At 52.4% G+C, this 25,564-nt stretch carries 23 protein-coding genes; 7 read left to right on the top strand and 16 right to left on the bottom strand.

From position 1 onward, the window contains the following. Positions 1 to 92: 92 nt before the first annotated feature. Positions 93 to 1,499, top strand: coding sequence for a chitoporin ChiP (chiP, locus tag OGW16_RS12575; protein ID WP_047412667.1), 1,407 nt, complete (start codon positions 93 to 95; stop codon positions 1,497 to 1,499). A 49-nt stretch (positions 1,500 to 1,548) separates the two neighbouring features. After that, positions 1,549 to 1,881, top strand: a complete 333-nt coding sequence (locus OGW16_RS12570) for a ChiQ/YbfN family lipoprotein (RefSeq protein WP_047412664.1) — start codon at positions 1,549 to 1,551, stop codon at positions 1,879 to 1,881. A gap of 51 nt (positions 1,882 to 1,932) precedes the next feature. On the opposite strand, the gene OGW16_RS12565 is transcribed toward OGW16_RS12570, so the two are convergent. The 9 genes from OGW16_RS12565 to ybfF all read right to left on the bottom strand — a co-directional run bounded on the left by OGW16_RS12565 (position 1,933) and on the right by ybfF (position 9,575). Next, positions 1,933 to 3,228, bottom strand: a complete 1,296-nt coding sequence (locus OGW16_RS12565) for an MFS transporter (protein WP_043015587.1) — start codon at positions 3,226 to 3,228, stop codon at positions 1,933 to 1,935. A 53-nt stretch (positions 3,229 to 3,281) separates the two neighbouring features. After that, positions 3,282 to 4,421, bottom strand: coding sequence for a tricarballylate utilization 4Fe-4S protein TcuB (tcuB, locus tag OGW16_RS12560; protein WP_181230637.1), 1,140 nt, complete (start codon positions 4,419 to 4,421; stop codon positions 3,282 to 3,284). Beyond that, positions 4,408 to 5,811, bottom strand: a complete 1,404-nt coding sequence (gene tcuA, locus OGW16_RS12555; RefSeq protein WP_075144990.1) for an FAD-dependent tricarballylate dehydrogenase TcuA — start codon at positions 5,809 to 5,811, stop codon at positions 4,408 to 4,410. The genes tcuB and tcuA overlap by 14 nt, the downstream gene beginning before the upstream one ends. 97 nt (positions 5,812 to 5,908) lie before the next feature. After that, on the bottom strand, positions 5,909 to 6,835 hold the full coding sequence (gene tcuR, locus OGW16_RS12550; RefSeq protein ID WP_043015590.1) for a tricarballylate utilization LysR family transcriptional regulator TcuR: 927 nt from the start codon (positions 6,833 to 6,835) through the stop codon (positions 5,909 to 5,911). Positions 6,836 to 6,963: 128 nt separating this feature from the next. Beyond that, entirely contained in the window at positions 6,964 to 7,410 is a 447-nt protein-coding gene (fur, locus tag OGW16_RS12545) for a ferric iron uptake transcriptional regulator (RefSeq protein ID WP_003022836.1), read from the bottom strand. Then, complete coding sequence (locus OGW16_RS12540; protein ID WP_049259739.1) at positions 7,403 to 7,489, bottom strand: ryhB-regulated fur leader peptide; 87 nt, start codon at positions 7,487 to 7,489, stop codon at positions 7,403 to 7,405. The genes fur and OGW16_RS12540 overlap by 8 nt, the downstream gene beginning before the upstream one ends. A gap of 210 nt (positions 7,490 to 7,699) precedes the next feature. Beyond that, positions 7,700 to 8,230, bottom strand: a complete 531-nt coding sequence (gene fldA / locus OGW16_RS12535) for a flavodoxin FldA (protein ID WP_003022839.1) — start codon at positions 8,228 to 8,230, stop codon at positions 7,700 to 7,702. Positions 8,231 to 8,385: 155 nt separating this feature from the next. Continuing rightward, the gene (gene ybfE, locus OGW16_RS12530; RefSeq protein WP_043015591.1) at positions 8,386 to 8,673 is read right to left on the bottom strand and encodes a LexA regulated protein; all 288 of its coding nucleotides are present in this window, start codon (positions 8,671 to 8,673) and stop codon (positions 8,386 to 8,388) included. 128 nt (positions 8,674 to 8,801) lie between these two features. Further along, positions 8,802 to 9,575 carry an esterase gene (ybfF, locus tag OGW16_RS12525; protein WP_043017865.1) on the bottom strand — a complete coding sequence of 258 codons (774 nt, stop codon included), beginning with the start codon at positions 9,573 to 9,575 and terminating at the stop codon, positions 8,802 to 8,804. A gap of 193 nt (positions 9,576 to 9,768) precedes the next feature. Here ybfF and seqA point away from each other — a divergent pair, with 193 nt between their 5' ends. Next, positions 9,769 to 10,311, top strand: coding sequence for a replication initiation negative regulator SeqA (seqA, locus tag OGW16_RS12520; protein WP_016152261.1), 543 nt, complete (start codon positions 9,769 to 9,771; stop codon positions 10,309 to 10,311). A 24-nt stretch (positions 10,312 to 10,335) separates the two neighbouring features. Beyond that, on the top strand, positions 10,336 to 11,976 hold the full coding sequence (gene pgm, locus OGW16_RS12515) for a phosphoglucomutase (alpha-D-glucose-1,6-bisphosphate-dependent) (RefSeq protein ID WP_016152262.1): 1,641 nt from the start codon (positions 10,336 to 10,338) through the stop codon (positions 11,974 to 11,976). Positions 11,977 to 12,075: 99 nt separating this feature from the next. On the opposite strand, the gene kdpE is transcribed toward pgm, so the two are convergent. The 6 genes from kdpE to kdpF are packed head-to-tail and all read right to left on the bottom strand — an operon-like array spanning position 12,076 to position 19,857. Next, positions 12,076 to 12,753, bottom strand: a complete 678-nt coding sequence (gene kdpE / locus OGW16_RS12510) for a two-component system response regulator KdpE (RefSeq protein WP_043015594.1) — start codon at positions 12,751 to 12,753, stop codon at positions 12,076 to 12,078. Beyond that, positions 12,750 to 15,434, bottom strand: a complete 2,685-nt coding sequence (gene kdpD, locus OGW16_RS12505) for a two-component system sensor histidine kinase KdpD (protein ID WP_286518494.1) — start codon at positions 15,432 to 15,434, stop codon at positions 12,750 to 12,752. Before kdpD ends, kdpE begins: the two co-directional genes overlap by 4 nt. A 10-nt stretch (positions 15,435 to 15,444) precedes the next feature. Beyond that, positions 15,445 to 16,011 carry a potassium-transporting ATPase subunit KdpC gene (gene kdpC / locus OGW16_RS12500; protein ID WP_075144987.1) on the bottom strand — a complete coding sequence of 189 codons (567 nt, stop codon included), beginning with the start codon at positions 16,009 to 16,011 and terminating at the stop codon, positions 15,445 to 15,447. A gap of 8 nt (positions 16,012 to 16,019) precedes the next feature. Continuing rightward, a complete protein-coding gene (gene kdpB, locus OGW16_RS12495) occupies positions 16,020 to 18,068 on the bottom strand; it encodes a potassium-transporting ATPase subunit KdpB (protein ID WP_286518493.1) in 2,049 nt (682 codons plus the stop codon). 20 nt (positions 18,069 to 18,088) lie between these two features. Next, complete coding sequence (gene kdpA / locus OGW16_RS12490; protein WP_043015598.1) at positions 18,089 to 19,768, bottom strand: potassium-transporting ATPase subunit KdpA; 1,680 nt, start codon at positions 19,766 to 19,768, stop codon at positions 18,089 to 18,091. Further along, positions 19,768 to 19,857: a K(+)-transporting ATPase subunit F gene (gene kdpF / locus OGW16_RS12485; protein ID WP_072033319.1), complete on the bottom strand. Its 90-nt coding sequence runs from the start codon at positions 19,855 to 19,857 to the stop codon at positions 19,768 to 19,770. Before kdpF ends, kdpA begins: the two co-directional genes overlap by 1 nt. A gap of 308 nt (positions 19,858 to 20,165) precedes the next feature. Between kdpF and OGW16_RS12480 the strand changes: the two genes are divergently transcribed. Continuing rightward, positions 20,166 to 20,372, top strand: coding sequence for a YbfA family protein (locus OGW16_RS12480; protein ID WP_043015600.1), 207 nt, complete (start codon positions 20,166 to 20,168; stop codon positions 20,370 to 20,372). A 55-nt stretch (positions 20,373 to 20,427) separates the two neighbouring features. Here OGW16_RS12480 and OGW16_RS12475 read toward each other — a convergent pair whose 3' ends face one another. Continuing rightward, on the bottom strand, positions 20,428 to 21,090 hold the full coding sequence (locus tag OGW16_RS12475; RefSeq protein ID WP_200000313.1) for a LuxR C-terminal-related transcriptional regulator: 663 nt from the start codon (positions 21,088 to 21,090) through the stop codon (positions 20,428 to 20,430). Between the two features lie 333 nt (positions 21,091 to 21,423). Between OGW16_RS12475 and OGW16_RS12470 the strand changes: the two genes are divergently transcribed. Further along, on the top strand, positions 21,424 to 24,024 hold the full coding sequence (locus OGW16_RS12470; protein ID WP_193144658.1) for a BapA/Bap/LapF family prefix-like domain-containing protein: 2,601 nt from the start codon (positions 21,424 to 21,426) through the stop codon (positions 24,022 to 24,024). Positions 24,025 to 24,107: 83 nt separating this feature from the next. After that, positions 24,108 to 25,559, top strand: coding sequence for a TolC family protein (locus OGW16_RS12465; protein ID WP_199994150.1), 1,452 nt, complete (start codon positions 24,108 to 24,110; stop codon positions 25,557 to 25,559). The last annotated feature ends 5 nt before the right edge of the window (positions 25,560 to 25,564 follow it).

The following is a 25,564-nucleotide window of genomic DNA, read 5'->3' as shown; positions in this document are numbered from 1 at the left end:
GCGTACATCAGTACGTGACTGGGATGAGCGAGGAAAGCCAACGCAGATACGGCTTGAAAGACGAAGGGTTATACGTCAAAGAGGATTAACATATGCGTACGTTTAGTGGCAAACGTAGTACGCTGGCGCTGGCTATCGCCGGTATCACAGCAATGTCGGGTTTTGTTGTTGCTCCCCAGGTACACGCCGAAGGTTTCATTGATGATTCCACTTTAACCGGCGGCATCTATTACTGGCAGCGTGAGCGTGACCGTAAAGATGTGACCGATCATGACAAATACAAAACCAACCTTTCTCACTCCACCTGGAACGCTAACCTCGACTTCCAGTCCGGTTATGCGGCCGATATGTTTGGTATTGATATCGCAGCATTCACCGCTATTGAAATGAACGAAAGTAGCGAAAGCGGCCATCCAAACGAAATCGCATTCTCTTCAAAAAATAAAGGCTATGACGAAGATTACTCCGGCGATAAAAGCGGAATTAGTCTTTATAAAGCAGCAGCCAAATTTAAATACGGCCCAACCTGGGCGCGTGCCGGTTACATTCAACCAACCGGACAGACTCTGTTGGCTCCGCACTGGAGCTTTATGCCAGGGACCTATCAGGGTGCTGAAGCCGGCGCCAACTTCGACTATGGTGATGCGGGTGCACTGAGCTTCTCCTATATGTGGGCCAACGAATATAAAGCACCGTGGCACACCGAAGTCGATAAATTCTATCAGGCTGATAAAAAGACCAGCGTAGATTACCTGCACTCAATCGGCGCGAAATATGACTTCAAAAATAACCTGTTGCTGGAAGCGGCATTTGGTCAGTCTGAAGGCTACGTCGATCAGTACTTCGCAAAAGCCAGCTACAAATTCGATTTAGGCGGTAACCCGTTTACCACCAGCTACCAGTTCTACGGCGCGCGTGACAAAGTTGATGACCGCACCGTGAACGATATTTATGACGGTACGGCCTGGCTGCAGGCGTTGACCTTCGGCTACAAAGTGGCGGAAGTGGTTGACCTGCGTCTGGAAGGGACCTGGGTTAAAGCGGACGGGCAGCAGGGTTACTTCCTGCAACGTATGACGCCGACCTACGCCTCATCCAACGGTCGCCTTGATGTCTGGTGGGATAACCGTTCCGACTTCAACGCCAACGGAGAAAAGGCAGTCTTCTTCGGCGCAATGTATGACCTGAAGAACTGGAACCTGCCGGGCTGGGCAGTGGGCGCGTCCTACGTTTACGCATGGGATGCCAAACCTTCTACCTGGCAGCTCAACCCGGATGCGTACTACGACAAAAACCGGACTATCGAAGAGTCTTCTTACAGCCTGGATGCGGTTTATACCCTGCAGGACGGTCGTGCGAAGGGCACCATGTTTAAACTGCACTTCACCCAGTACGACAACCATTCAGATATTCCGAGCTGGGGCGGTGGTTACGGCAACATCTTCCAGGATGAGCGTGACGTGAAATTCATCGTTATTGCTCCGTTCACCATCTTCTAATGCCAACAGCGGCAGGCCTGGCGCCTGCCGCATCGTTGAGGAAAGTGCTATGAAAAAACTGATACTCATCGCCGTTATGGCATCAGGGCTGGTGGCTTGTGCACAATCCCCTGCGCCGAAAGAAGACAGCCGTCTGAAAGAAGCCTACAGCGCGTGTATTAATACCGCGCAAGGATCGCCGGAGAAAATAGAAGCCTGCCAAAGCGTGTTGAATGTGCTGAAGAAAGAAAAGCAGCACCAGCAGTTTGCCAATGAAGAAAGCGTACGCGTACTGGATTATCAGCAGTGTATCCAGGCCACGCGCACGGGTAACGATCAGTCTGTTAATGCTGATTGCAACAAAGTCTGGCAGGAAATTCGTAGCAAGAATACTGCGCAGTAAATCGAAAAATTAAAATACAACGGGCGGAGAATTTTTCCGCCCGTTTGCTTTTCAGAGCTTATGTTCCACCGGCTGATAACCCCGACTCAGCCGCACAAACAGCATTGCCGTGGCGGCGAGTCCGCAAAGTGCCGCGCACATCAGCCACCATCCCGGTGAGCTTTTATCCCCGGTGAGCTGAACCAGCGCCGTGGATATGACCGGCGTTAGGCCGCCAAAAATCGCCGTGGCAAGACTGAATGCCAGTGAAAAGCCCACCGTACGCACATAGACCGGCATCACCTCGGTGAGTGCGGCTACCATTGCCCCGTTATACATCCCAAAAAAGAACGAGAACCAAAGCAGGACCAACGTCATGCGCGTAAAATCTGGCGCGGCGGTGAGCCAGTGCATTACCGGCCAGGTGGTGATCAGCGCGAGTACGGTAATCCCCATCAACACTGGACGACGACCAATTCGGTCAGAAATTGCCCCGCCAATCGGCAGCCAGATAAAGTTAGAAATACCGACCAGCATGGTGACTACCAGGCTGTCGCGCGCGCTCAGGTGGAGTACAGCCCTGCCGTAGGTCGGGGTGTAGACGGTAATGAAATAGAACGTTGTAGTGGTCATCGCCACCAGCAGCGTACCCGCAGCAATGAGGCGCCAGTTTTTGATGATAGTGGTGAAAATTTCCCTGGTGTCGGGCCGATGTGTTCGTTGTAAAAATGCGTCGGTCTCCTGAAGCGAACGGCGCAGGACGAAGATCAAAGGAATAATCATGCAACCAATAAAGAAAGGAATGCGCCAACCCCATTCAGAGATCTCATCGTGCCCCAGCGTGGCGTTCAGGCCGTAACCAATCAATGCCGCTACCACAATCGCGACCTGTTGGCTGGCGGACTGCCAGCTTGTGTAAAAGCCTTTATTGCCAGGCGTGGCGATTTCAGACAGATAAACCGAGACGCCGCCCAGCTCCACGCCCGCAGAGAAGCCCTGTAATAATCGACCGACTAATACCAGCACAGGAGCCAGCAGGCCAATACTTTGATAACCGGGAACCAGGGCAATCAGCAGGGTACCGCAGCCCATAATCGCCAGCGTCACCATCAGTCCTTTGCGGCGACCAATTCTGTCGATGTAAGCGCCCAGCACGATTGCCCCAACCGGTCGCATTAAGAAACCCGAGCCGAATACCGCAAAGGTCAACATGAGCCCGGCAAATTCACTCTCCGCAGGAAAGAAAGTCCTGGCGATATAGGTGGCGTAAAAACCGAACAGAAAAAAGTCGAACTGTTCGAGAAAATTACCGCTGGTTACCCGCAGTATTGCGCCGAAAGTTCCGGCGCGCGATGGTTGTTGTGTCATTGGGTTTGCTCCACTGTCTTATCATAATATTTATAGAGGTAAGAGTTTGCGGGTTAGTCGCCTGTGACCCCCGCCTGTTTGCCGCGCCGTTTCTCAATCGCCCACTTGAGTAAGGCTGCGCAGCGGTAAAATCCATGGGCAAATTTTCCGTAAGGAATGGTCAGAAAAAGCGCCATGACCACACCAAGATGAATGGCCAGTAAAATAGCCATCCATGAAGTGTCTCTTCCCGCCAGCAGCGCCAGACCGGTCAGACTGGTCAGCAGCAGCAGCAAAATAAAACCGCGATCCATCGGTTTCTGCCTTGCGTCGCCATGTAGCGGTGAGCGCTTGAGATTGAGCCATAGCAAGCCAGCCGGGCCGACAACCAGGCCAATGCCACCCAACGTGCCCAGCATCACCGGAACGCTGAAGAACGGATAGGGCGCTTCTATGCCTGCAAAGTAGTGATAGCCCGTTGCGACCACGGTGGCGGCAAAGCAGAGCATAAAACCGTAGAAGGTGAAGTGATGGAAACGGCGGCGCATCAGGGTGAAGGCATCATCCGCTTCGTTACACCCTTTGCCGTGGCCACCATCGAGATATTTCAGCGTCAGCGCATCGTGTGAGGCTTCAGCAATCTCGGCGGAACGCGGCATACCCGGAGAGATCTCGCGCCAGAAGCGGATCACGCCCGCCATCAGCAAACCGATCGCCAGAATAAAGACCGAACCAAACATCCAGGCCAGCAGGTTATGCGGGAAAATTTGATAGAAATCCCCAGCCAGCGGAGGATGGAATAGTGAACCTTTCAAACCGATGGCGAGGAGTAAAAACAGGATCAGACCGAAAACCAGCGCCAGCGTCACGGTGACGCCTGCGCGACGATAAAGCGCGCCAAAGGAGGCGGGTTGCGCGTAGTGCTGATAGGTTTCGAGCCGGACTTCCGCCATCGCTTTCGGTACGTTGATGGCAAATTCATGAGGTGGGGCATACTGACACGCGTGCAGGCAAGCGCCGCAGTTATGGCACAAGTTTGCCAGATAATTGATATCCGCTTTACCGAATTCCAGGCGTTGCGTCATGGCCGGGAACACGGCGCAAAATCCTTCACAATAGCGACAGGCGTTGCAGACCTGCATCACGCGTTCAACTTCCGCTTCCGGTTCAGTGATAATTTGCGCTTCGATAATCAGTTTCTCAAGCTGCCTCATGACGAGTCTCCTTACGTGCGGCCAGCGCGGCTTCTTTTCCGGCAATACGGCCAAAGGTTGTGCCGATTGACATGCCCACACCTGCGGTGTAGCCCTTGCCCAGCACGTTGCCTGCCATCATCTCTCCGGCGACGAACAGGTTACGGCTTGGCTGCCCGGCAAAGTGAACGGCAGCGCGCTCGTTCACTTTTAACCCGAGATAGGTGAAGGTGATCCCTGGTCGCAGGGCATAGCCGTAGTATGGCGGTTGGTCCAGCGGCCGTGCCCAGTGCGTTTTCGCGGGTAGCAAATCTTTGGTGGCGCAGTTATCCAGAACGGTATGGTCGAACTGGCCGGGCTGGCAGGCGTTGTTGTACTCCGTCACGGTGTGGGTAAAGCGTTCACCATTCAGCCCCAACTGATGAGCCAGTTCTGCCAGCGTATTGGCCTGTGCGCCAGGAAAGACCGGAGGCATGAAGTGGCCGATGGCTTTACTGTCGATGATGGAGTAACCAATCTGCCCTGGCTGTTGAGCGACCAGACGTCCCCAGATGGCGTAGCGTTTCGGCCAGAAATCTTCGCCTTCATCATAAAAACGCTCAGCGTCACGGTTGACGACTATGCCGAGCGAAACACAGTCCACGCGTGTACAAATCCCGCCGTCATATAATGGCGCTCTGGCGTCAATGGCTACGCAGTGTGACTGGGAGGGTTCGCCGATAATGTCGGCTCCGGCATCCATCATAAATTTGAGCAGTACGCCCTGGTTAAAGCGCGTACCGCGAATCAGGAAGTTATCCGCAGGCCACTCGCCGCGCTCGTTCTCTCCCCACGCTTCTCGCAGCCATTCGCGGTTAGACTCAAACCCGCCCGCGGCAAGCACGCAGGATTTCGCTGTGATACGCTCGTTGCCTGACAGCGCCGCCACGAACTCGCCGTTGTGCAGTTCAAGCGCCTGCACCGGTGTGTTATAGCGAATTTGTACGCCCAGCTTTTCTGCGCTGCGATAATAGGCATTCACGAGAGCTTTACCGCCCCCCATAAAAAAAGCGTTGGTTCGCGCCACGTGTAAAGCGCCAGAGAGTGGAGGCTGAAAATTGACGCCGTGCTGGCGCATCCAGTCGCGGCAATGTGATGAGGTACGGATCACCAGACGCGCCAGGGCTTCGTTGGTATTTCCTTCTGTGACGCGCTGCAGGTCTTGCCAGAACTCCTCTTCCGGATAGCTTTCTACCAGCACATCCTGCGGCGCATCATGCATACAGCGCAGATTACGCGTGTGTTGAGAATTTCCCCCACGCCATTCCCGGGGAGCCGCTTCGAGTAGTAAAACGGAAGCGCCTTGCTCCCGGGCGGTAAGGGCAGCGCATAAGGCAGCATTGCCACCGCCAATCACCAGAACATCAACCATCGTATACTCCATTACCATTTAACTAATTGTTAAATTTGTAATTGAAATGTATACGTACGGCTTGTGCGGGCGCTATGACGTAGTGCTAAAGAGGGCTTTAGTTATTGTAAAGGATGGCACCTGGCCAGCTTCCTGCTTCTACCAGTTGATGCATCACTTTCGTCAGTACCACGCGGGCAGCGAGGCCCGCCGGGGTGAGCTCATCGTCAGAGAGGCTCACCAGAAAGTTGGGGCGGCTAAGTATCGGATTATGGACGCCGATCACTCTTAGCGTCTCTTTATCGAGATGGGAAATCGCCGCTCCGGGTTGAAGAGTGGCGCCAATGCCACTGCGCACGGCGCGCATCAGCAGCGCCAGACCATCAATTTCTGTAGCGATCTCAATGTTCAGCGCGTGTTCCTGACTAATTGCCTCCAGCCTGCCGCGCAGACCGTGGCCTGGGCTTGGCATTATCAATGGAATACTCGCCAGTTGGGCAGGCGCAATATTGTCATCGGCAATATCAGCCAGTAGGGCATGGGTCCCAATCAAAAACAGCCGTTCTTCGAGAATCGGTCTGGCACTCCAGCGCAGGATCTTTTCTTTTTGAAACACCACAGCCAGATCAATCTGGCGGGTATTAATCATCCGTTCCAGATTACCAGAGAGACTTTCCACCACGTGCAGGCGAACATCGCTATAGCTTTCCCGCATGGCGTGAATAAAAGGCATACCGAGAACGGAAGCGGTACTGGGAGCCATACCGACGCTGACGTGCCCGGAAAGCCGGGACTCTCGTGCGGCGAGGATCGCATCGTCTGCGTGACGGAGCGCCAGCTGCGCCTGGGAGTAAAAAGCCAGTCCGGCGCTGGTCGGCGTCACGCCTCGCGAGGTGCGCTGCAGCAGGCGAATAGCGAGTTCGTTTTCCAGACGCGACATTTGCTGGCTGAGTGCCGAAACCCCGATATTGAGATCGAGCGCCGCGCTACCCATGCTGCCGGTTTCTACAATGCGCACAAAATAGCGTAGCTGGCGAAGTTCCATTTCGACTCTCCGGAAGGGGCAATTGATTTTTACATTAAAGCAACACAGGAGCGGAGGGAAGGGTAAAAGGGCAGGTAACGCCCATAAAAAAAGCCAACCGGAGGGTTGGCTTTTCAGAAAGCATTACATTATTTGCCGTCGTGGGCGTGCTCATCTTCGCGGCAATCGCCTTCGGCGCAGTGACCGTAAAGATAGAGGCTATGGTTAGTTAAGCGAATGCCATGTTTAGCCGCAATCTCACGCTGGCGGGCTTCGATGGAATCATCGCTGAACTCGACCACTTTGCCGCAGTCAAGGCAGATGAGGTGATCGTGATGATGCTGTTGAGTCAGTTCGAAGACGGATTTACCACCTTCAAAATTATGGCGGGTCACGATACCGGCATCATCAAACTGGTTCAGCACGCGATACACGGTCGCCAGACCAATTTCTTCACCCATATCGATCAGGCGTTTGTATAAGTCTTCCGCACTGACGTGATGGTTATCCGGTTCCTGAAGAACTTCCAGAATTTTTAAACGAGGAAGCGTTACTTTCAGGCCAGCCTTCTTTAATGCGGTATTGTTGTCAGTCATGCGGAATCTGTCCTGTAGCTAAACGATTCACTTCATTAACAGAAGTGACAGAAATTGCACTTGAGATAATGCGATTCATTATAGAACTGCCATGGCTAAATGAAAACTGCAAGTCTCTGGCATATATTGTTAATCAAAACGTGGTATCGCCGACAAACACACTGTGCAACACCCGATTGGCATCCAGCCATTGTACAGGGTCAGACGAAAAAGTTACAAATTTGTAGCAATTATTTTGATTGGTTTTATCTATTGATGCGGCGCAGATGGAAATCTGCGCCGCACGAAATCAGGCATTGATGATTTCGTCGAGGTGCAGCTCTTCAGAGATCTGCTTAACCCATTTTTCTACGCGCTCAGCGGTCAGTTCAGGCTGGCGATCTTCATCGATAGCCAGACCGACAAAGTGGTCGTCGTCAGCCAGACCTTTGGACGCTTCAAAGTGATAACCCGCTGTCGGCCAGTGACCAACGATGGTTGCGCCGCGCGGTTCGATGATGTCGCGAATTGTGCCTAACGCATCGCAGAAATATTCTGCGTAATCTTCCTGGTCGCCGCAGCCGAACAATGCAACCAGTTTGCCGTTAAAATCAATGTCTTCGAGGGTAGGGAAGAAATCGTCCCAGTCACACTGCGCTTCACCGTAGTACCAGGTTGGGATGCCGAGCAGCAGTATGTCATACCCTTCGAGGTCTTCTTTGCTGCTTTTTGCAATGTCATGAACATCGGCAACGTCTTTACCAAGCTGTTTTTGAATCATTTTTGCGATGTTTTCGGTGTTACCGGTGTCGCTGCCGAAAAAGATGCCAGTGATTGCCATGAGTAAAATAACCTCTTGAAACTTATTGAAATGGTGGTGGCGCATTGCCCACGGATAAGGGCAATCATAGCAGAACAGTCTGGCATGCGGAAACAGCAAACACGCAGGACTGCACTCTGTGCTACACGATTTATGATTTAGAGCAGAAATTCAGACTAAGCCTGACCGCGCAATGCGCTGAGTTGGGCCATCAGCATCTCTTCGATGAGTTCACTGCGACTCATATTGCGCGCCTCGGCCAGCTCGTTCAGAGCGTCAACGGCATCAGCGTTCAGTTTCAGTTCGACACGCTTAAGCCCGCGAACTTTATCGCGTTTAAGCTGATTACGTTTGTTAATACGTAACTGTTCATCACGCGAGAGCGGATTAGTTTTGGGTCGTCCCGGGCGACGCTCCTGCGCGAACAGATCTAATGTCGTACGGTCCGTTTGTTCTTTGGCCATGATCTTGGTGACTTCGGGGAAACAATCAGCCAGGCGTCTGCCCGGATGGATAGCGCGCCATAATACATCAGCAGGGGGGACACGCCAACGCCCACGCGCGTAATCGCGCGCAGACGCTGAGTTTTTAATCAGTTAGCCTGCTCGTCCAGATAACGACGGATGGCGCGCAGCACCGCCTCCGGTTTTTCTGCATGCACCCAATGACCCGCGCCAGCAATAACGTGCGCCCGAGCCTGCGGGAATTGCGCCAGCAGCTGTTCGCGATACGCTTCGGTAACATACGGTGAGTTGCCGCCAGGGATAAACAGCGCCGGGTGCTCCCACGGCGGAATGGTCTCCCAACCGACGATATGGGGATATTGATCCCACAGCACGGGAACGTTAAAACGCCACTCGCCGTCGACAAATGATTTCAGCAGAAATTGGATTACGCCTTCTTCTTGCAGATGTTGACGCATGACGCTCGCCGCCTGCTGACGCGAAGTGGCCTGCGCATCGGTTACAGCATTGATTGCCGCAAAAATCTCATCGTGACGGCGCACATGATAGTCAACGGGGGCGATGTCGATAGCGACCAGCCGTTCGACACGCTCTGGAGCCAGCGCGGTTAACGCCATGACGGCTTTTCCCCCCATCGAGTGACCAATAAAGATCGCTTTATCTATCTGCCGATCGTCCAGCGTATCCAGCAGATCTTGCGCCATGGCCGGATAATTCATCTCAGGCGAGCGAGGGGAGAGTCCATGGTTTCGCATATCAACCTGGATGATATCGTGATCGGCTACCAGGGAGCGCGCCAGGATCCCCAGGTTATCCAGACTGCCAAACAGGCCGTGAACCAGGACGATGGGAGAATTATTGTGCAGGTTTTGCGCAGATTGCGCTCGGATATTCAATTTCATGGCAAAGTTCTTTTTTTCACACTCACGGGTTAGGGTATCATGTTGACCATTCTGCCACATGGCTGCAACAACTACGGTTACTCTGAGTTTTGCCCGCCACCAGGCTTGACGCTATCCGCTGTTGGGATTTGCCTTTACACTACGCGTGTTAACCCAACAACTTGTATTCAGCTAAACACTGCACTGGATTAAGATGAAAACGATTGAAGTTGATGATGAACTCTATAGCTATATTGCCAGCCACACCAAGCATATCGGCGAGAGCGCATCCGACATTTTACGGCGTATGTTGAAATTTTCCGCCGCATCACAGCCTGTCACTCCGGTAGTTAAAGAAGTCCGCGCTGTGCAAGCCGTCGTGGAAGCGAAGCCGGTTAACCCCGTAAAAGATAAAGTGCGCGCCATGCGTGAACTGCTGCTGTCCGACGAATACGCGGAGCAGAAGAAAGCAGTAAATCGCTTTATGCTGGTGCTGTCTACACTCTATTCACTGGATCAAAACGCGTTCGCTGAAGCAACGGAATCGTTGCATGGGCGTACGCGCGTTTATTTTGCAGCGGATGAACAGACGCTGCTGAAAAATGGTAATCAAACCAAACCAAAACACGTGCCAGGCACGCCGTACTGGGTGATCACCAATACCAATACCGGCCGTAAATGCAGCATGGTTGAGCACATCATGCAGTCAATGCAATTCCCTGCGGAATTGATTGAAAAGGTTTGCGGAACAATTTAATCCTTGCATTAGAAGGACCAGGCAATGGCAATCCACAACCGTGCAGGTCAACCTGCGCAACAGAGTGATTTGATTAACGTCGCCCAACTGACGGCACAGTACTATGTACTGAAACCAACGGCAGGGAACGCTGAGCACGCCGTCAAGTTCGGTACGTCCGGACATCGCGGTAGTGCAGGTCGTCATAGTTTTAACGAGCCGCATATTCTGGCTATCGCTCAGGCGATTGCTGAAGAACGTGCGAAGAACGGGATTACTGGCCCGTGCTATGTGGGCAAGGATACCCACGCGCTGTCTGAACCGGCTTTTATCTCTGTACTGGAAGTGCTGGCGGCGAACGGCGTTGACGTCATCGTGCAGGAAAATAACGGCTTTACGCCAACCCCTGCCGTGTCGAACGCTATCCTGGTCCACAACAAAAAAGGCGGCCCGCTGGCGGACGGCATTGTGATTACGCCGTCCCACAACCCACCGGAAGATGGCGGCATTAAATACAACCCGCCAAACGGTGGTCCGGCAGATACCAACGTCACCAAAGTGGTGGAAGACAGGGCTAACGCCCTGTTGGCTGACGGTCTGCAAGGCGTGAAGCGTATGTCGCTGGACGCTGCGCTGGCATCGGGTCATGTCAAAGAGCAGGACCTGGTTCAGCCGTTTGTTGAAGGACTGGCTGACATCGTCGACATGGCGGCAATCCAGAAAGCTGGCCTGACCTTGGGTGTCGATCCGCTGGGCGGTTCCGGTATCGAATACTGGAAGCGTATTGCGAAGCACTACAACCTGAATCTGACTATCGTTAACGACCACGTTGATCAGACTTTCCGCTTTATGCATCTCGATAAAGATGGCGCAATCCGTATGGACTGCTCCTCCGAGTGCGCGATGGCGGGCCTGTTGGCGCTGCGCGACAAGTTCGATTTGGCTTTTGCTAACGATCCGGACTACGACCGTCACGGTATCGTCACCCCGGCAGGGCTGATGAACCCGAACCACTACCTGGCGGTGGCGATCAACTACCTGTTCCAGCACCGTCCGCAATGGGGCAAAGACGTTGCCGTCGGTAAGACGCTGGTGTCATCGGCGATGATTGACCGCGTGGTGAATGATTTAGGGCGTAAACTGGTCGAAGTTCCGGTTGGCTTTAAATGGTTCGTTGATGGTCTGTTTGACGGCAGCTTTGGCTTTGGTGGTGAAGAGAGCGCGGGGGCTTCTTTCCTGCGCTTCGACGGTACACCGTGGTCGACCGACAAAGACGGTATCATCATGTGCCTGCTGGCGGCAGAAATTACCGCTGTGACCGGTAAGAACCCGCAGGAGCACTACAATGAGCTGGCTGCTCGCTTTGGCGCGCCAAGCTACAACCGCCTGCAGGCGAGCGCGACCTCCGCGCAGAAAGCGGCGCTGTCTAAGCTGTCTCCGGAAATGGTGAGCGCCAGCACGCTGGCGGGCGATCCTATCACTGCGCGTCTGACGGCGGCACCGGGCAACGGTGCTTCTATCGGTGGTCTGAAAGTGATGACTGACAACGGCTGGTTTGCCGCGCGTCCGTCAGGTACGGAAGACGCTTATAAAATCTACTGCGAGAGCTTCCTGGGTGAAGAACACCGCAAGCAGATCGAAAAAGAAGCCGTTGAGATCGTCAGTGAAGTGTTGAAGAACGCGTAAACCGCAGGCCGGATAAGACGTAAGCGTCGTGATCCGGTATGAATGATGAAAAAGCCGGATCGCGCATAAGCTGATCCGGCTTTTTTATTCGGCTTAGATTCACGGCATAAACCGATAACCGATCCCGGTTTCGGTCAGAAAATGACGCGGGCGGGCCGGATCCAGTTCCAGCTTCTGGCGCAAGTGTCCCATGTAAATTCGCAGATAATGACTGTGTTCGACGGCGTTTGGCCCCCAAACCTGATTTAACAACTGGCGTTGCGTTAGTACCTTCCCGGCATTATTCAGCAGTACCGCTAACAGACGAAACTCAATCGGCGTCAAATGAATTTCCTCGTCATCTCGGTGTACGAGGCGGGCGGCGAGATCCACTTTTACATTGGCAAAATGCACTACCGGTTCGGGAGATGCGCCGCTGGCGTGACGACGCAATGCTACGCGTAATCGTGCCTGTAGCTCGCCAATACCAAAGGGTTTACTGAGATAGTCATCGGCACCGGCATCCAGGGCGGCGATTTTATCGCTCTCTTCGCTGCGGGCAGAGAGCACAATTACCGGGATTGCGCTCCATTGTCGCAGGTCGCGAATAAAATCAATACCGTCGCCGTCCGGCAGGCCGAGATCGAGAATGATGAGATCGGGTTTTCGCGTGGCAGCTTCCAGCAGACCACGTTGCAGCGTTTCCGCTTCATATACACGCAGGCCATCAGCTTCCAGCGCGGTGCGCAGAAAACGGCGGATGGCCTGTTCATCTTCAACAATCAGTACGTTCGTCACATATCCTCATGAAAATCTTCAAGTTCAGGGGGGATTTCCTGGGGCAGTTTAACACGAAAACTCGCCCCTCCCTGCACGCGATTGTGGACGGAAATCGTACCGCCGTGCACGTCCACAATCGCCTGGCAAATTGCCAGTCCCAGTCCAACGCCCGGTACCGATGACTCCTTGTTTCCCCGGGAAAATTTGTCAAAAACTTGTTGTTCCATACCCGACGGAATACCCGGCCCATTATCCCAGACGTCCAGCTGCAGGTGTTCACCATCGACGCTGGCATCAATACCGATTTGCGCCTGTGGACCTGCATATTTGACGGCGTTTTCCAACAGGTTAATCAGCACCCGTTCAAAGAGCGGGCCATCGACGTGGATAAGCGTCAGCGGTTCAGGTAACGACAGATTAATCGGGGCAGAAAGTCCAGGCTCCAGCATCTGCAGGGCGCTGCCGACCACTTCTTCCAGCGTTAACCACTCTTTCTTAAGATTAAAGCCGCCAGACTGAATTCGCGCCATATCGAGCAGGTTATTAACCAGTCGGGTTGTATTCAGGACGTGCTGGCGAATCTCACTGGCCTGGCGTGCGTGCGGCGATCCTTCGCTGGCCAGATCCAGCGTTAAGATCTCTGCCTGACCGAACAGCACCGTCAGCGGCGTGCGTAAATCGTGGGAGAGGGCAGCGAGCAGGGCATTGCGAATACTTTCGCGCTCGCTGGCAAACCGGGCCTGCTCTTCGCTGGCGGTTAGCGTCAGGCGCTCCAGCGCGCTGGCAACAAGCAAGGTGAAGGTTTCCAGCAGGCGTTGCTGTTCGGGGATCATTAGCTGGCGTAAATTTCCCGGTTCCACCACCAGCAGCCCATGCGTTTTATCAGCACTTTTTAGCGGTAAAATTTGATAGGGCACGCCCGGTAAGGTGTCAGTACCTGCGCCAGCCGGTTGCCCTTTATCAAAGCTCCATTGGGCAATGGCATCATCCCACGGCGTCATGCCCTGTTGGTGGGTGAGAGGGGCCAGCTTTCCATTCTCGCCGGGCAGTAAAACCTGGCTGCGGGCCTGAAACGTTGACGCAATAAACTGTTCGCTGGTGGCGGCGATATCTGTTTGACTCCGCCCGACAGCCAGCGCTTTCGACATCTCATATAAATGACGCGTACGCTGTTCACGATAACGCGCCACCCGTGCCTGATAACGCACTCCGGCGGTGAGATTACCGATAACCAGCCCTACCGTGAGCATCACGGCAAAAGTGAGCAGGTACTGAACGTCGGAAACGGCCAGCGTTCCGCGTGGCGCTATAAAGAAGAGATCGAAGCTGGCGACATTAATAAAGGTTGCCAGCACTGACGGCCAGCGTCCGTAAAAGAGGGCGATAACCACCACGCCCAATAAGTAGAGCATCACCAGGTTGGCGGCGTCAAAGGCCATCAGCCATTGCATGGCAATCACTGTAATAATGGCGCACAGCGCGACGGCAACCACGCAACCCTGAATTTGTACCCGCCATTTATCCTTAAATGTGCGGCTATCTGCAGTTTGCGGCACAGAGCGCGAAGGTGGCTCATTGAGCGCAACAATCATCAGGTCGAGATCCGGTGCGCGATGGGCCAGTTTGTCGGCAAAAGAGTCGCTGCGCCACCAGCGACGCGTAGTTGGACGTCCGAGGACAATTTTTCCCAGATTATGCTCACGGGCGTAGCGGATCACTGCTTTGTCTTCGGTAGGGTCGGAAAGGGTGGCGGTTTCTGCGCCTAACTCCTGGGCCAGCCGCAGGGCGCTTAAAATTGCGCGGCGCTGTTTTTCCGGCAACCGGTGCAGCGCGGGCGTTTCGACATACACCGCATGCCATACGCTGCCAAGACGCGCCGCCAGACGTGCGGCGGCACGTACCAGTTTTTCGCTGCCGGTATTGTGTCCTATGCACAGTAAAATGGCGTCGCGGGTATGCCAGACTTTCACCTCTCCCGGACGTCCACGCCAGGCGCGCATCTGATCGTCTACCCGATCGGCCGTGCGGCGCAAGGCCAGTTCACGGAGCGCGATCAGATTACCTTTGCGAAAGAAATGCTCGATGGCTCTTTCTGCCTGACCGGCGATATAGACCTTGCCTTCATTCAAGCGCTGACGCAAATCATCGGGGGGAAGATCGACCAGCACGACATCGTCGGCGGCATCGAAAAAAGGATCGGGGACGGTTTCGCGCACCTGAATGCCGGTAACGCCGCTGACCACATCATTGAGACTTTCCAGATGCTGGACGTTGACGGTAGTAAAAACGTCAATACCGGCTTCCAGCAGCTCTTCAATGTCCTGCCAGCGTTTTGGATGACGCGAGCCTGGCGCATTACTGTGCGCCAGTTCATCCATTAAAATGAGCGCCGGACGGCGGGCCAGCGCCGCGTCGAGATCGAACTCGCTGATATGACGACCATGGCGCGCCTGTCGCTTTAGCGGCAGGATGCTGAGACCGTCCAGTAGCGCGGCGGTCTCTTTACGTCCGTGGGTTTCCACCACGCCAATCAGCACATCTAACCCCTGCGCCCGCAGCCGCTGGGCCTCTGCCAGCATGGCCCAGGTTTTGCCGACGCCCGCGCAGGCGCCGAAGAAAATTTTCAGTTTTCCGCGGTGCGGGGCGGTAGTCTGCTCCAGCAGGCGATCGGGATCGGGGCGTAAGGGTTCGCTATGCATGTCCTTTTTCTCAGTGCTTATCCAGCGCTAAATTAAGTTCCACCAGGTTCACCACCGGCTGGCCGATAAAACTGACCAACGGCTTTTGCGTATATTGTGCAACCAGGCGCGTGACCTCTTCAACGCTGAGGTTGCGAGCCTGCGCCACGCGGGGGATTTGCCAAGCTACCGCGGCTGGCGTCAGGTTGTTGTCCAGCCCGCTGGAAGATGCCGTTACCAGCTCTACCGGAACGGCAGGATTTGCCTGCGGGTTGGCGGCACGCAGCGCGGCTATCCGGCTTTGCAGCTGTTTATCCAGTTCCGGGTTGCTGGCTGCCAGGTTACTGCCGCCTGAAGCCATTGGATTATAGGGCATTTCTGCCGTGGCAGACGGGCGTCCCTGAAAATAACCGGCCGCGGTAAAATGTTGCCCAATGAGCGCAGAGCCGCGGACTATCTGACCTTCACGCAGAAGCGAACCGTTAGCCTGGTGGGGAAACCACCATTGCCCCAGCGCGGTGGTCAACAGCGGGTATGCCCCGCCGGTGATAAGCATCAGGAAAATCAAAGTTGATAATGCAGGACGTAATCCACTCATCAGAAACCTCACACCAGACCCAGCAGGGTCAGCAGTAAATCAATTGCTTTGATACCGATAAACGGCACAACCAGACCACCCAGACCATAGATCCACAAATTGCGGCGCAGCATCGCCGAGGCGGATAATGGTTTGTAGCTCACGCCCTTAAGCGCCAGTGGGATCAGAAAGACGATAACCAGTGCGTTAAAGATAACCGCGCTGAGGATCGCCGAGTCCGGCGAATGCAGACTCATCACGTTAAGCGCATTGAGCTGCGGGTAGGTGGCGGCGAACGCGGCCGGGATAGTGGCGAAATACTTCGCCACGTCGTTGGCGATACTGAAGGTGGTCAGCGAACCGCGCGTCATCAGCATCTGTTTACCAATGTGCACCACTTCAATCAGTTTGGTGGGATTGGAGTCAAGATCCACCATATTGCCTGCTTCTTTCGCCGCCTGGGTTCCTGAGTTCATGGCGACTGCCACGTCGGCTTGCGCCAGCGCCGGGGCGTCGTTGGTTCCATCGCCGGTCATCGCCACCAGACGACCTTCCGACTGATACTGACGAATCAGCGCCAGCTTGGCTTCCGGCGTGGCTTCAGCTAAGAAGTCATCCACCCCGGCTTCTGCGGCAATTGCCGCGGCGGTCAGGCGGTTGTCGCCGGTGATCATCACCGTTTTAATCCCCATTTTGCGCAGTTGGGCAAAACGTTCTTTAATGCCGCCTTTAACGATATCTTTCAGGGCAATCACGCCCAGTACACGGGAGCCTTCGGCCACCACCAGCGGCGTAGCGCCAAGGCGGGCAACGTTCTCGACCTTCTGCTCCACGTCGGCGGGGAAATGGCCGCCGTTGGCTTCAACGTGACGACGGATGGCATCAACCGACCCTTTGCGGATCATTCGGTTGTCGATGTTGATCCCGCTCATCCGGCTTTGGGCGGTAAATGGAACAAAGGTAGCGTGCAGCGATTGCACGTCGCGAATACGCAGATTGAAGCGCTGTTTAGCCAGGATAACGATGCTGCGGCCTTCCGGCGTTTCATCGGCCAGCGATGAAAGCTGAGCGGCGTCGGCCAGCGTTTTTTCGTCCACGCCGTGGGCAGGCAGAAAATCCGAAGCCTGGCGATTACCCAGCGTAATGGTGCCGGTTTTATCCAGCAGCAGTACGTCCACGTCACCCGCGGCCTCTACTGCGCGTCCGCTGGTGGCGATAACGTTCGCACCCAGCATGCGGCTCATCCCGGCGACACCAATCGCAGAGAGCAGCCCGCCTATCGTGGTAGGAATCAAACACACTAACAGGGCAACCAGAACCGTGACGCTGACCGCGCTCCCGCCCCAGGCGGAGAACGGCCACAGGGTGGCGGTCGCCAGTAAAAAGATAATGGTCAGGGCAATCAGCAGGATCGTCAGGGCGATCTCATTGGGCGTTTTACGCCGCTGCGCGCCTTCAACCATGGCGATCATCCGGTCGAGGAACGTTTCGCCGGGGTTTACGCTGCATTCGATAACCAGCCAGTCGGAGAGGATGCGGGTCCCGCCGGTGACGGAGGCGAAATCGCCACCGGATTCACGAATCACCGGCGCGGACTCACCGGTAATGGCGCTTTCATCTACCGACGCGCCACCTTCGATCACCTCGCCGTCACACGGGATAATATCGCCCGCTTCCACCAGCACGATATCGCCTTTACGTAAATCATCGGCAGGAACGTGATCCATGGCCGAGCCGTATTTAGGTTCGCGAAGTTTGCGGGCAAAGGCGGTTTTTTTAACACCTTTCAGACTGTTAGCCTGCGCCTTACTGCGTCCTTCCGCCAGCGCCTCAGCAAAGTTGGCGAACAGAACGGTAATCCACAGCCACAGACTTATCGCCCCGGTAAACCACGGATTGCCCTTCATATGGCCCGTTGCCATCGCCACTGTTAACAAGGTCGTTAACAGACTACCCAGCCAGACGATAAACATCACCGGATTACGCCATTGGGTATGGGGGCTTAATTTTTTTACGGCGTCCATCAGCGCCTGTGCGACCAGAGAGGGTTCGAACAGCGCCAGTTGCTTGCGACTCATAGTAATGTGCTCCGCATCACTCAGTGTAATGACAGGTATTCTGCGACCGGGCCAAGCGCCAGGGCAGGAACAAAGGTGAGAGCGCCAACCAGTAACACCGTACCGATTAACAACCCGACAAACAGTGCGCCGTGGGTAGGTAGCGTGCCCGGGCTTGCTGGCTGGATCTTTTTACTGACCAGCGACCCGGCGATAGCCATCACGGGAACGATCACGCCAAAGCGACCGAAGAACATGCACAGAGCCAGCAGGCAGTTCCAGAACGGGCTATTGGCGCTTAATCCGGCAAAGGCGCTACCGTTGTTGTTGGAAGCAGACGACACGGCATACAACACTTCACTAAAGCCGTGTGGACCTGGGTTAAGCATGGCGCTGCGCCCGGCATCGCTCATCATGGCGATCGCCGTACCGAGCAGTACCAGCGCAGGGGTGACCAGAATCGCCAGCGCGGTCATTTTCATTTCGCGCACGTCGATTTTCTTACCCAGATACTCCGGCGTACGACCAATCATCAGCCCGGCGATAAATACCGCCAGTAGCACAAACAGCAGCATGCCATACAGACCTGATCCGACTCCGCCGAAGACGACTTCGCCAATCTGCATTAGCCACATCGGCACCATCCCGCCCAGTGCGGTAAAGGAGTCATGCATCGCATCGACAGCGCCGCAGGAGGCGGCTGTCGTGACGACGGCAAACAGACTCGTGGCCAGCACGCCAAAGCGGCTCTCTTTGCCTTCCATGTTGATATTGCTGTCTGCACCGAATGCCATCAGGTGCGGGTTGCCCTGAACTTCAGCCCACATTACCACGGCCACACAGACCACAAAAATCAGCGACATAGCCCACAGCAGGGTCCGGCCCTGGCGACGATCGCCCACCACATCACCAAAGGCAAAACACAGCGCGGTGGGAATTAAGAAAATAGCCAGCATCTGCACCAGGTTGGTCAATGCGGTAGGGTTTTCAAACGGATGCGATGAGTTGGCATTAAAGAAACCGCCCCCGTTAGTGCCAAGCATCTTAATAGCTTCCTGGGAAGCGACAGGCCCCATCGGCAGCAGTTGTTTTACCCCTTCGAGAGTGGTGATGGGCTGATAGGGCAATACGTTTTGCAACGTGCCTTGCTGAATGAAGAACAGCGCAATGAGTAACGCAACAGGGACCAGGATCCACAGCGTAATGCGAACCAGATCGACCCAGGCGTTGCCCAGCGTGTTGATACTCTGACGCGAAAAGGCGCGGGTCAGGGCAAAAATCACCGCTATCCCGGTCGCCGCTGACAGGAAGTTCTGCACGGTCAACCCGGCCATCTGGCTGAAATAGCTTAAGGTAGTTTCGCCAGCATAGGATTGCCAGTTGGTATTAGTGACAAAACTCACCGCCGTGTTGAGCGCCAGATCCCATGAAAGCCCCGGTAGCTGCTGAGGGTTGAGCGGCAGCAGATTTTGCGCCATCAGCATCGAAAACAGGACCAGCAGACCCAGCACATTGAGCGCGAGGATTGCCAGCAGATACTGCCGCCAGTTCATCTCCTGCTGCGAGATGCCCAGACCACGCCAGAGCCAACTCTCCACGCCAGCGAGGCCCGGCAGGGACGTATTATTGATGAGTCGAGCCAGCCCAAACCCCAGCGGTCTGGCAATGACAAACAGCACCAGCAAGAAACTGGCAATGAGTAAAAATCCTTGTGCCGCCATCAGAACGCCTCCGCATTAATCAGGGCATACACCAGGTAACCTAATAAGAAAATGACCAGCACAATGCCGGTTATCACGCCTGCACTCACAGTGCACCTCCAGTGGCATAAATGTGATAACCAGAGCGTAGATTTTTGCTTGCAAAGATTTCGCAAAAATCAGCGGGCGGGGTGTAAAAAAAGTATAAAAATGGCAAAGACCATTATTTAACTAATGGTTAGTATTAATTTAACTTTTATGTAACTTAATTACGATTTTAAGCTAAACGGAGCATCAATAGACAAAAATAAGTGGTCGGATGAGTAGCAAAATTACACACAAGGCGGTATTATTTTCATCAGTTAACCAAGTTTATTTTTCTGGTGCCATTCACCGAACAGATATATGGGAGAGGATTATGGACCTTTATAAAGAGTATCCAGCACACATTGTTTTCTTACGCCGTACCTTTGCCGTTGTGGCGGGTGTGCTGGCGCTACCGGTCATGCTGTTCTGGAAAGACCGCGCCCGTTTTTACAGCTATCTGCACCGCGTCTGGTCCAAAACCAGTGATAAACCGGTGTGGATGGAACAGGCTGAAAAAGTTAGCTGCGATTTCTACTGACAGTTTGCGAAGCCCAAAAAGCCGCTGATATCAGCGGCTTTTTTGTGCACTGAAACTAGAGATAGCCGCTGCGACGTTCTGTGGACGAAAGGGGAGAAGCCGTTGGTTGTCTGCTGTCCGGCATGCGGATGGACTTCAGATACAGTGAAAGTACCGAGACGGACTTTGGGGTATTAGGCATTCCCATTTTCTTCATCAGGTTACATTTGTGACTACTGATGGTTTTGCAGTTTTTATTTTTAATTTTCGAGATTTCTGAAACCGTAAAGCCCTCGGAAAGCATCATCAGAATTTGCGACTCGAGTCCGGTTAGCTGAGGTTTCAACCCATAGCTTTCTTCATCATTATTGTGCAGTAACGTGTTTACGATTACCGGATGAAGTTCCTTTAAAGTTATATTTCGTGGCAGGTATAAGCATGAGATGTTAAACACAGAATAAAGGACATTCATCATTATCAGATCGCTGAGGATGATTAAGTTTTTAGCGCCACTTTTCAACATTCTATTCTTCAGATAAAAAATGTCATCATAGATGATATCTTTCTCATCTATCGCAGCAATCGTGAGTAACTCATTGCTGTTTTCTTTGATCTCACTGAAACGTCGATAAAAAACAATTTTACTGTAAAAGAAACAGTCAAGAAGCGAGGCAATGCCCAGCGATGTATATTGGCATGTTCCAACTATTATAATTGTGTTTGTAGTCTTTTTATTCATAAATTACCCCATCCATAGATAAATTTTATCAGCATTTGCAGATTACAATAAACCTACTAAATTATTCCAGTGATAAGCATGTTGAGATAATCCAGGCGTAGACTTTTGGTGGTTGATTTTGCAGTGAATCCAGGATTAGTCTTAAAAGGATGTTTATGTAACTCTTTGAAAAATAATGGTGCCTGTTGAGATTTGTTTCGTATTTTGAATGATTTCTTATTTAATAATTCACGTATATTATTTATCGATTTATTACGTTAACATTTTTATCGGTCTTTAATCGGGCCATTTTTGCTTTTTACGAAATTAAAAATGGATAAAGGGAGGCTGCATATGCAGAAAATGGCAATCATTACCGCATCTGGGAAAAGTACGTCTGTGCCTGCTGGGGGAAATCACGTTAAAATTATTCAACCAGGAACGACGGTTAAAATTACTGTGGCAAAGGAGATGATTAGCGGGTCACAGAAAGAGGGTAACAATCTTGTTTTGGTGGAGAAAAACGGGTCGAAGATAACAATTGAAGATTTCTTTAAAACGGACGGCACTTTAAAAAATAAGCTGATTCTTGAGGATGGTGGAAAAGCGTATGAAGCAAAATATAATGCCGAAAATTTTGCTGGGCTGGCTTTCTTCCCGGTAAAACAAGCAACAGAAGAAAATACTGATAGTGGGGAAATGAATACAGCCGTCTGGCTGGTGCCACTGCTGGTCGCTGCCGCCGCAGGTATTGGTATCGCCATTTATAACAACAAGGATGATGGTAATTCGCACGATAACAAATCCAGTGACAGCAAAGAAAAGCAGGCATTAAGCGATGCGCAAAAAGATGTTGTGAATAAAGACAACACGTTTATCAATGCGCAAAAGACGCTGGCTGAAGCGGTGAAAGCGATGCAGGCTAATCCATCAACTGCAACCATCAAAGCGGTTGAGGAGGCAAGCGCGGCGGTGAAAACCGCGATGGATGCAATGAATAAGGCCATTACAACGCTGAAAACGGCGGTTGATGCGGCAAAAGCCAAAGGGATTGATACTACTGCGGCAGAAAAAATCCAAAAACAGGCGGCAGAGGATGCGACCAGTGCGAAAAACGCCATCGACAAAGCGGCTGAACTGGTCAAAACGGCGATCGCCTTAATCGATGAAAGTGCGCAAGCTATTGCCGGACAGGTCAAACTTGACTATCAATCTGCCAGTGATGCAGCCACGATTGCCAACAAACAGCCAGCTCAGAGCGCCATAGAAGTATCGAAAGCTAAGTTGACCGCTGCCGATGCCATGCTGGGTAAACTGTATACACAGATTGAGCAATTATCGCAGCTAATTGCGAACGCGAAAGAGCAAGGGTTTAACGTTGATAATGCCGCTGCGCGTCTGAAGGATTTACAGGAACAATACGCTTCGTTCAGGAAGGAGAGTACAGCGCTGGCTGACTCTGTTGCTCAGGCGGAGCAAAGTCTGCTGGATCTGAATGCGGCGCGTATGACCGTTGACGCGGCAAACGAAGCGCTGAAACAGGCGGTAGCGCAGAAGTCGCAGGCCGCAGAGAAACTGGCCTCTGCGCTGGCGTTGAAAGAAGAAGTCCTGAAAAACAATCAGCTTGATCGCGTTGATGAAGTGAATAAGGCTATCGCTGCGGCAAATAAAAGCCTGGAGGCGGCGCGTCAGGCTACAGAAGCAGCTAATGCCGCAGCGACAAAGGCGAATGCGGATATTAATAAGCTCAATCCTGCGATTGATCCTGCGATAAAACCGCAGAACGTTACGCCGCTTGATATGCCTGATGTGAAACCGATTGATAAAGGCCTGCAGGTTGACGATAACAAAACGTTTGTTGAGTCCGTACAGGCCTTTATCAAGAGCCTGGTTGATTCGGTTAACAGCGTCTGGACGACAATTGCGAATTCAAAATCACTGGCATTTCTCAGTAATGTCATTTCTGAGATTACCGCCGGATTTAAAACCGTTAGTGAAGTCCTGGGTGAAAAAGTTGTCTCTGCCGTAAAAGCGATCAAAACAATAGAAAAAGCTTTAGTCGAAATCTTCATCAATAAACCAATTGAATTTATTAAAGATATACTGAAAGTTACCGGGCAGAAGATTGCTGAGGCTATCGGTGAAACGGTCTCGGCGATTAAAACAGGGTTCGAGAACCTCGTTTCGAATGTGGGTAAAAATATCGCCGATGCTTTAAAAGGTATGAGCCTGACTGATTGGGTCAATCCGCTCAAATGGAACGCTCTGGTTGGTGAAGTGATTTCTAAGACCGCAGGCAATATCGTAAAAAGCATAGCCGATTTGGTGATGTCGTTACCGACAAAAATTATTGATTTCTTTACTGATGCCATCACTAAATATGCCGGGATCATTAGTGATAAAATTAAGAGTGAACTCAGTATCGCTAAAGAAGCGATAACTAATGTTCTGAAAACGTTATTTGATGGATTTATTAAAAATCCAATCGATAAACTGCTCACGCCAGTCCTTGATAAAATTAAGGAATTCATCAGTCATCCCGTTGAGTCGATTCAAAAATTGCTGTCAACGATTACCGATCTGGCGAAGGATGCTTTTAATATTATCAAAGATATCATTAAATTACCTGGTGAGTGGCTTAAGGATTCCTTCCAGTTGATTAAGGATATCTATAACTCATTTAAAGGCGATAGCGTTAAAAATGGCGATGGCAGTGAATTGCATAAATTAATGGACAAGATACTTCACGATCAACAATCTGACGCTGCAAAGGTTGTCAGCGCATTACTGAAATCTGACGCCAGCAGCGGCGACATTAACTTAAGCAAACTGCTCCCGGAATCTTTAACGAATAAGATCCAGTCCGCACCAGAGTCCAGTTCGTCTTCAGTAACTCATTATCACACAGCCTCAGCAATGGATGACATGCACTCGTCACTTCCTGTCGCTGCGTAATAAAAGGTATGCGTGTTTCAACTAATGGAACACGCAATACCTTGCGGTTACTCAATTCGTACTGAATAAGGGAAACAACATTCATGGAAACTCGCCATTTACCGCGAGCGGCATTGCTGTTGGCGATCGTCACGTCATGTGTATTCAAAAGTCATAGTGCGCAGGTGGCGACATGGCCCGTTATATTTGAGGATGCTGCAGAACCCAATACGTCAGAAACCCAACCTGAGCCTCTCTCTCGCCCTGCGGTAGGGGTCATGGAAAAACGTAGTGGTGAAAGACAAAAAAACGCAGTGGCTTCTTCCGGTGTACCGGTTAAAGGGCATGACATAACGCTTGCCGAGGCGGTGCAACTGGCAATGGGCTGGCATCCGGTGATTAAACGTGCAGAGCGCGAATATGTGCAGAGTAAAGAGTCAGTCAATGAAGCGAAGGCCGGGTGGTATCCCTCTCTTAGCGCCAGAGTTAAATCCGGCCGCGAGCAGGATAATTACAGGCGAGAAGATAGCAAATCGAATACGTTAGCGCTGAACGCCAGCCAGACGCTGTTTGATTTTGGGAAAATCGCCAGCAAAGTCGATCTCGCGGATGCGACGACACAGCGTTCGGGGTCTAACCTTGAGAAAAGTATTAATGATATTGCTTATGAGACGGCGACCAGTTTTACCCAGGCAATTCGTTATCAGCAGTTAACTGAAATTGCCCAGGGACAGGTTGCAGGTCTCCAGCTTATTAACCGTCTGGCTGAAAAAAGAGCCTCATTAGGGGCTAGCGCGGAATCTGACTATTCCCAGTCGAAGGTCCGGCTGGCAGCCGCTATTGCCCTGCAACATGATTATGAGGCGCAAGCCCGGCGTTGGAATGCGAACCTGGATATCGTCACCAACGCTTCTGTTTCTACTGCCCTGAATATGCACATGCCGCAGACGATGGACACAGCTTGCCATCGTGTTGATATCGAAGAGTTAACCTCGCCTGCTATCGAACTGGCGCAGGCGCAAATTAAGATGGCGAAACAGCAGGTTAATACCTTTAAAGCGGAATATTATCCGACGATTTCACTTAACCCAGTCTGGGAATATGAGCTGGAAAACCAGAACGATAATCGTGGGAATCGGGCTAAAAAGGGCGAGTGGGGGATCTTTGTTAACGTGAGTGCGCCATTGTATGAAGGCGGGGCACGTATATCGCGTACTCAACAGGCGGAACAGGCGTTGCTCGCGTCACAATTTAATCTGGATACCGAAAAGACGGAGGCCCGGCGTAAAATTGTCGAGTCGACCAGCCAGATTTCCAGCCTGTATGAAAGTATGAAGGCTAAGCAAGTACGGGAGAAAGAGGCTATCCGCACGCGTGACCTCTATAAATTACAATATCTGGAACTGGGTAATCGTTCATTTTCCGATTTACTTAGCGCCGAATCTGAAATTCATCAAACCAGAATGGATATATTAAACAGCCAATTTACCGTGTCGTCGCTGTCAATTGAATGTCTCTATTATTCCGGAAATCTGGTGCGTTATTTTTCTCAATAAGAGGC

Source organism: Citrobacter sp. Ce104, assembly GCF_030334595.1.
Taxonomy (GTDB): Bacteria; Pseudomonadota; Gammaproteobacteria; order Enterobacterales; family Enterobacteriaceae; genus Citrobacter; species Citrobacter europaeus.
Note: the sequence above shows the minus strand (reverse complement) of the source record. Positions and strands in the feature narration are given on the sequence as shown.

What these genes read in the sequence shown, in the direction of transcription:
- chiP (WP_047412667.1), top strand. Translation starts at nt 93, where the DNA reads ATGCGTACGTTTAGTGGCAAACGTAGTACGCTGGCGCTGGCTATCGCC.
- OGW16_RS12570 (WP_047412664.1), top strand. Translation starts at nt 1,549, where the DNA reads ATGAAAAAACTGATACTCATCGCCGTTATGGCATCAGGGCTGGTGGCT.
- OGW16_RS12565 (WP_043015587.1), bottom strand. Translation starts at nt 3,228, where the DNA reads ATGACACAACAACCATCGCGCGCCGGAACTTTCGGCGCAATACTGCGG.
- tcuB (WP_181230637.1), bottom strand. Translation starts at nt 4,421, where the DNA reads ATGAGGCAGCTTGAGAAACTGATTATCGAAGCGCAAATTATCACTGAA.
- tcuA (WP_075144990.1), bottom strand. Translation starts at nt 5,811, where the DNA reads ATGGTTGATGTTCTGGTGATTGGCGGTGGCAATGCTGCCTTATGCGCT.
- tcuR (WP_043015590.1), bottom strand. Translation starts at nt 6,835, where the DNA reads ATGGAACTTCGCCAGCTACGCTATTTTGTGCGCATTGTAGAAACCGGC.
- fur (WP_003022836.1), bottom strand. Translation starts at nt 7,410, where the DNA reads ATGACTGACAACAATACCGCATTAAAGAAGGCTGGCCTGAAAGTAACG.
- OGW16_RS12540 (WP_049259739.1), bottom strand. Translation starts at nt 7,489, where the DNA reads ATGAATCGCATTATCTCAAGTGCAATTTCTGTCACTTCTGTTAATGAA.
- fldA (WP_003022839.1), bottom strand. Translation starts at nt 8,230, where the DNA reads ATGGCAATCACTGGCATCTTTTTCGGCAGCGACACCGGTAACACCGAA.
- ybfE (WP_043015591.1), bottom strand. Translation starts at nt 8,673, where the DNA reads ATGGCCAAAGAACAAACGGACCGTACGACATTAGATCTGTTCGCGCAG.
- ybfF (WP_043017865.1), bottom strand. Translation starts at nt 9,575, where the DNA reads ATGAAATTGAATATCCGAGCGCAATCTGCGCAAAACCTGCACAATAAT.
- seqA (WP_016152261.1), top strand. Translation starts at nt 9,769, where the DNA reads ATGAAAACGATTGAAGTTGATGATGAACTCTATAGCTATATTGCCAGC.
- pgm (WP_016152262.1), top strand. Translation starts at nt 10,336, where the DNA reads ATGGCAATCCACAACCGTGCAGGTCAACCTGCGCAACAGAGTGATTTG.
- kdpD (WP_286518494.1), bottom strand. Translation starts at nt 15,434, where the DNA reads ATGCATAGCGAACCCTTACGCCCCGATCCCGATCGCCTGCTGGAGCAG.
- kdpC (WP_075144987.1), bottom strand. Translation starts at nt 16,011, where the DNA reads ATGAGTGGATTACGTCCTGCATTATCAACTTTGATTTTCCTGATGCTT.
- kdpB (WP_286518493.1), bottom strand. Translation starts at nt 18,068, where the DNA reads ATGAGTCGCAAGCAACTGGCGCTGTTCGAACCCTCTCTGGTCGCACAG.
- kdpA (WP_043015598.1), bottom strand. Translation starts at nt 19,768, where the DNA reads ATGGCGGCACAAGGATTTTTACTCATTGCCAGTTTCTTGCTGGTGCTG.
- OGW16_RS12480 (WP_043015600.1), top strand. Translation starts at nt 20,166, where the DNA reads ATGGACCTTTATAAAGAGTATCCAGCACACATTGTTTTCTTACGCCGT.
- OGW16_RS12475 (WP_200000313.1), bottom strand. Translation starts at nt 21,090, where the DNA reads ATGAATAAAAAGACTACAAACACAATTATAATAGTTGGAACATGCCAA.
- OGW16_RS12470 (WP_193144658.1), top strand. Translation starts at nt 21,424, where the DNA reads ATGCAGAAAATGGCAATCATTACCGCATCTGGGAAAAGTACGTCTGTG.
- OGW16_RS12465 (WP_199994150.1), top strand. Translation starts at nt 24,108, where the DNA reads ATGGAAACTCGCCATTTACCGCGAGCGGCATTGCTGTTGGCGATCGTC.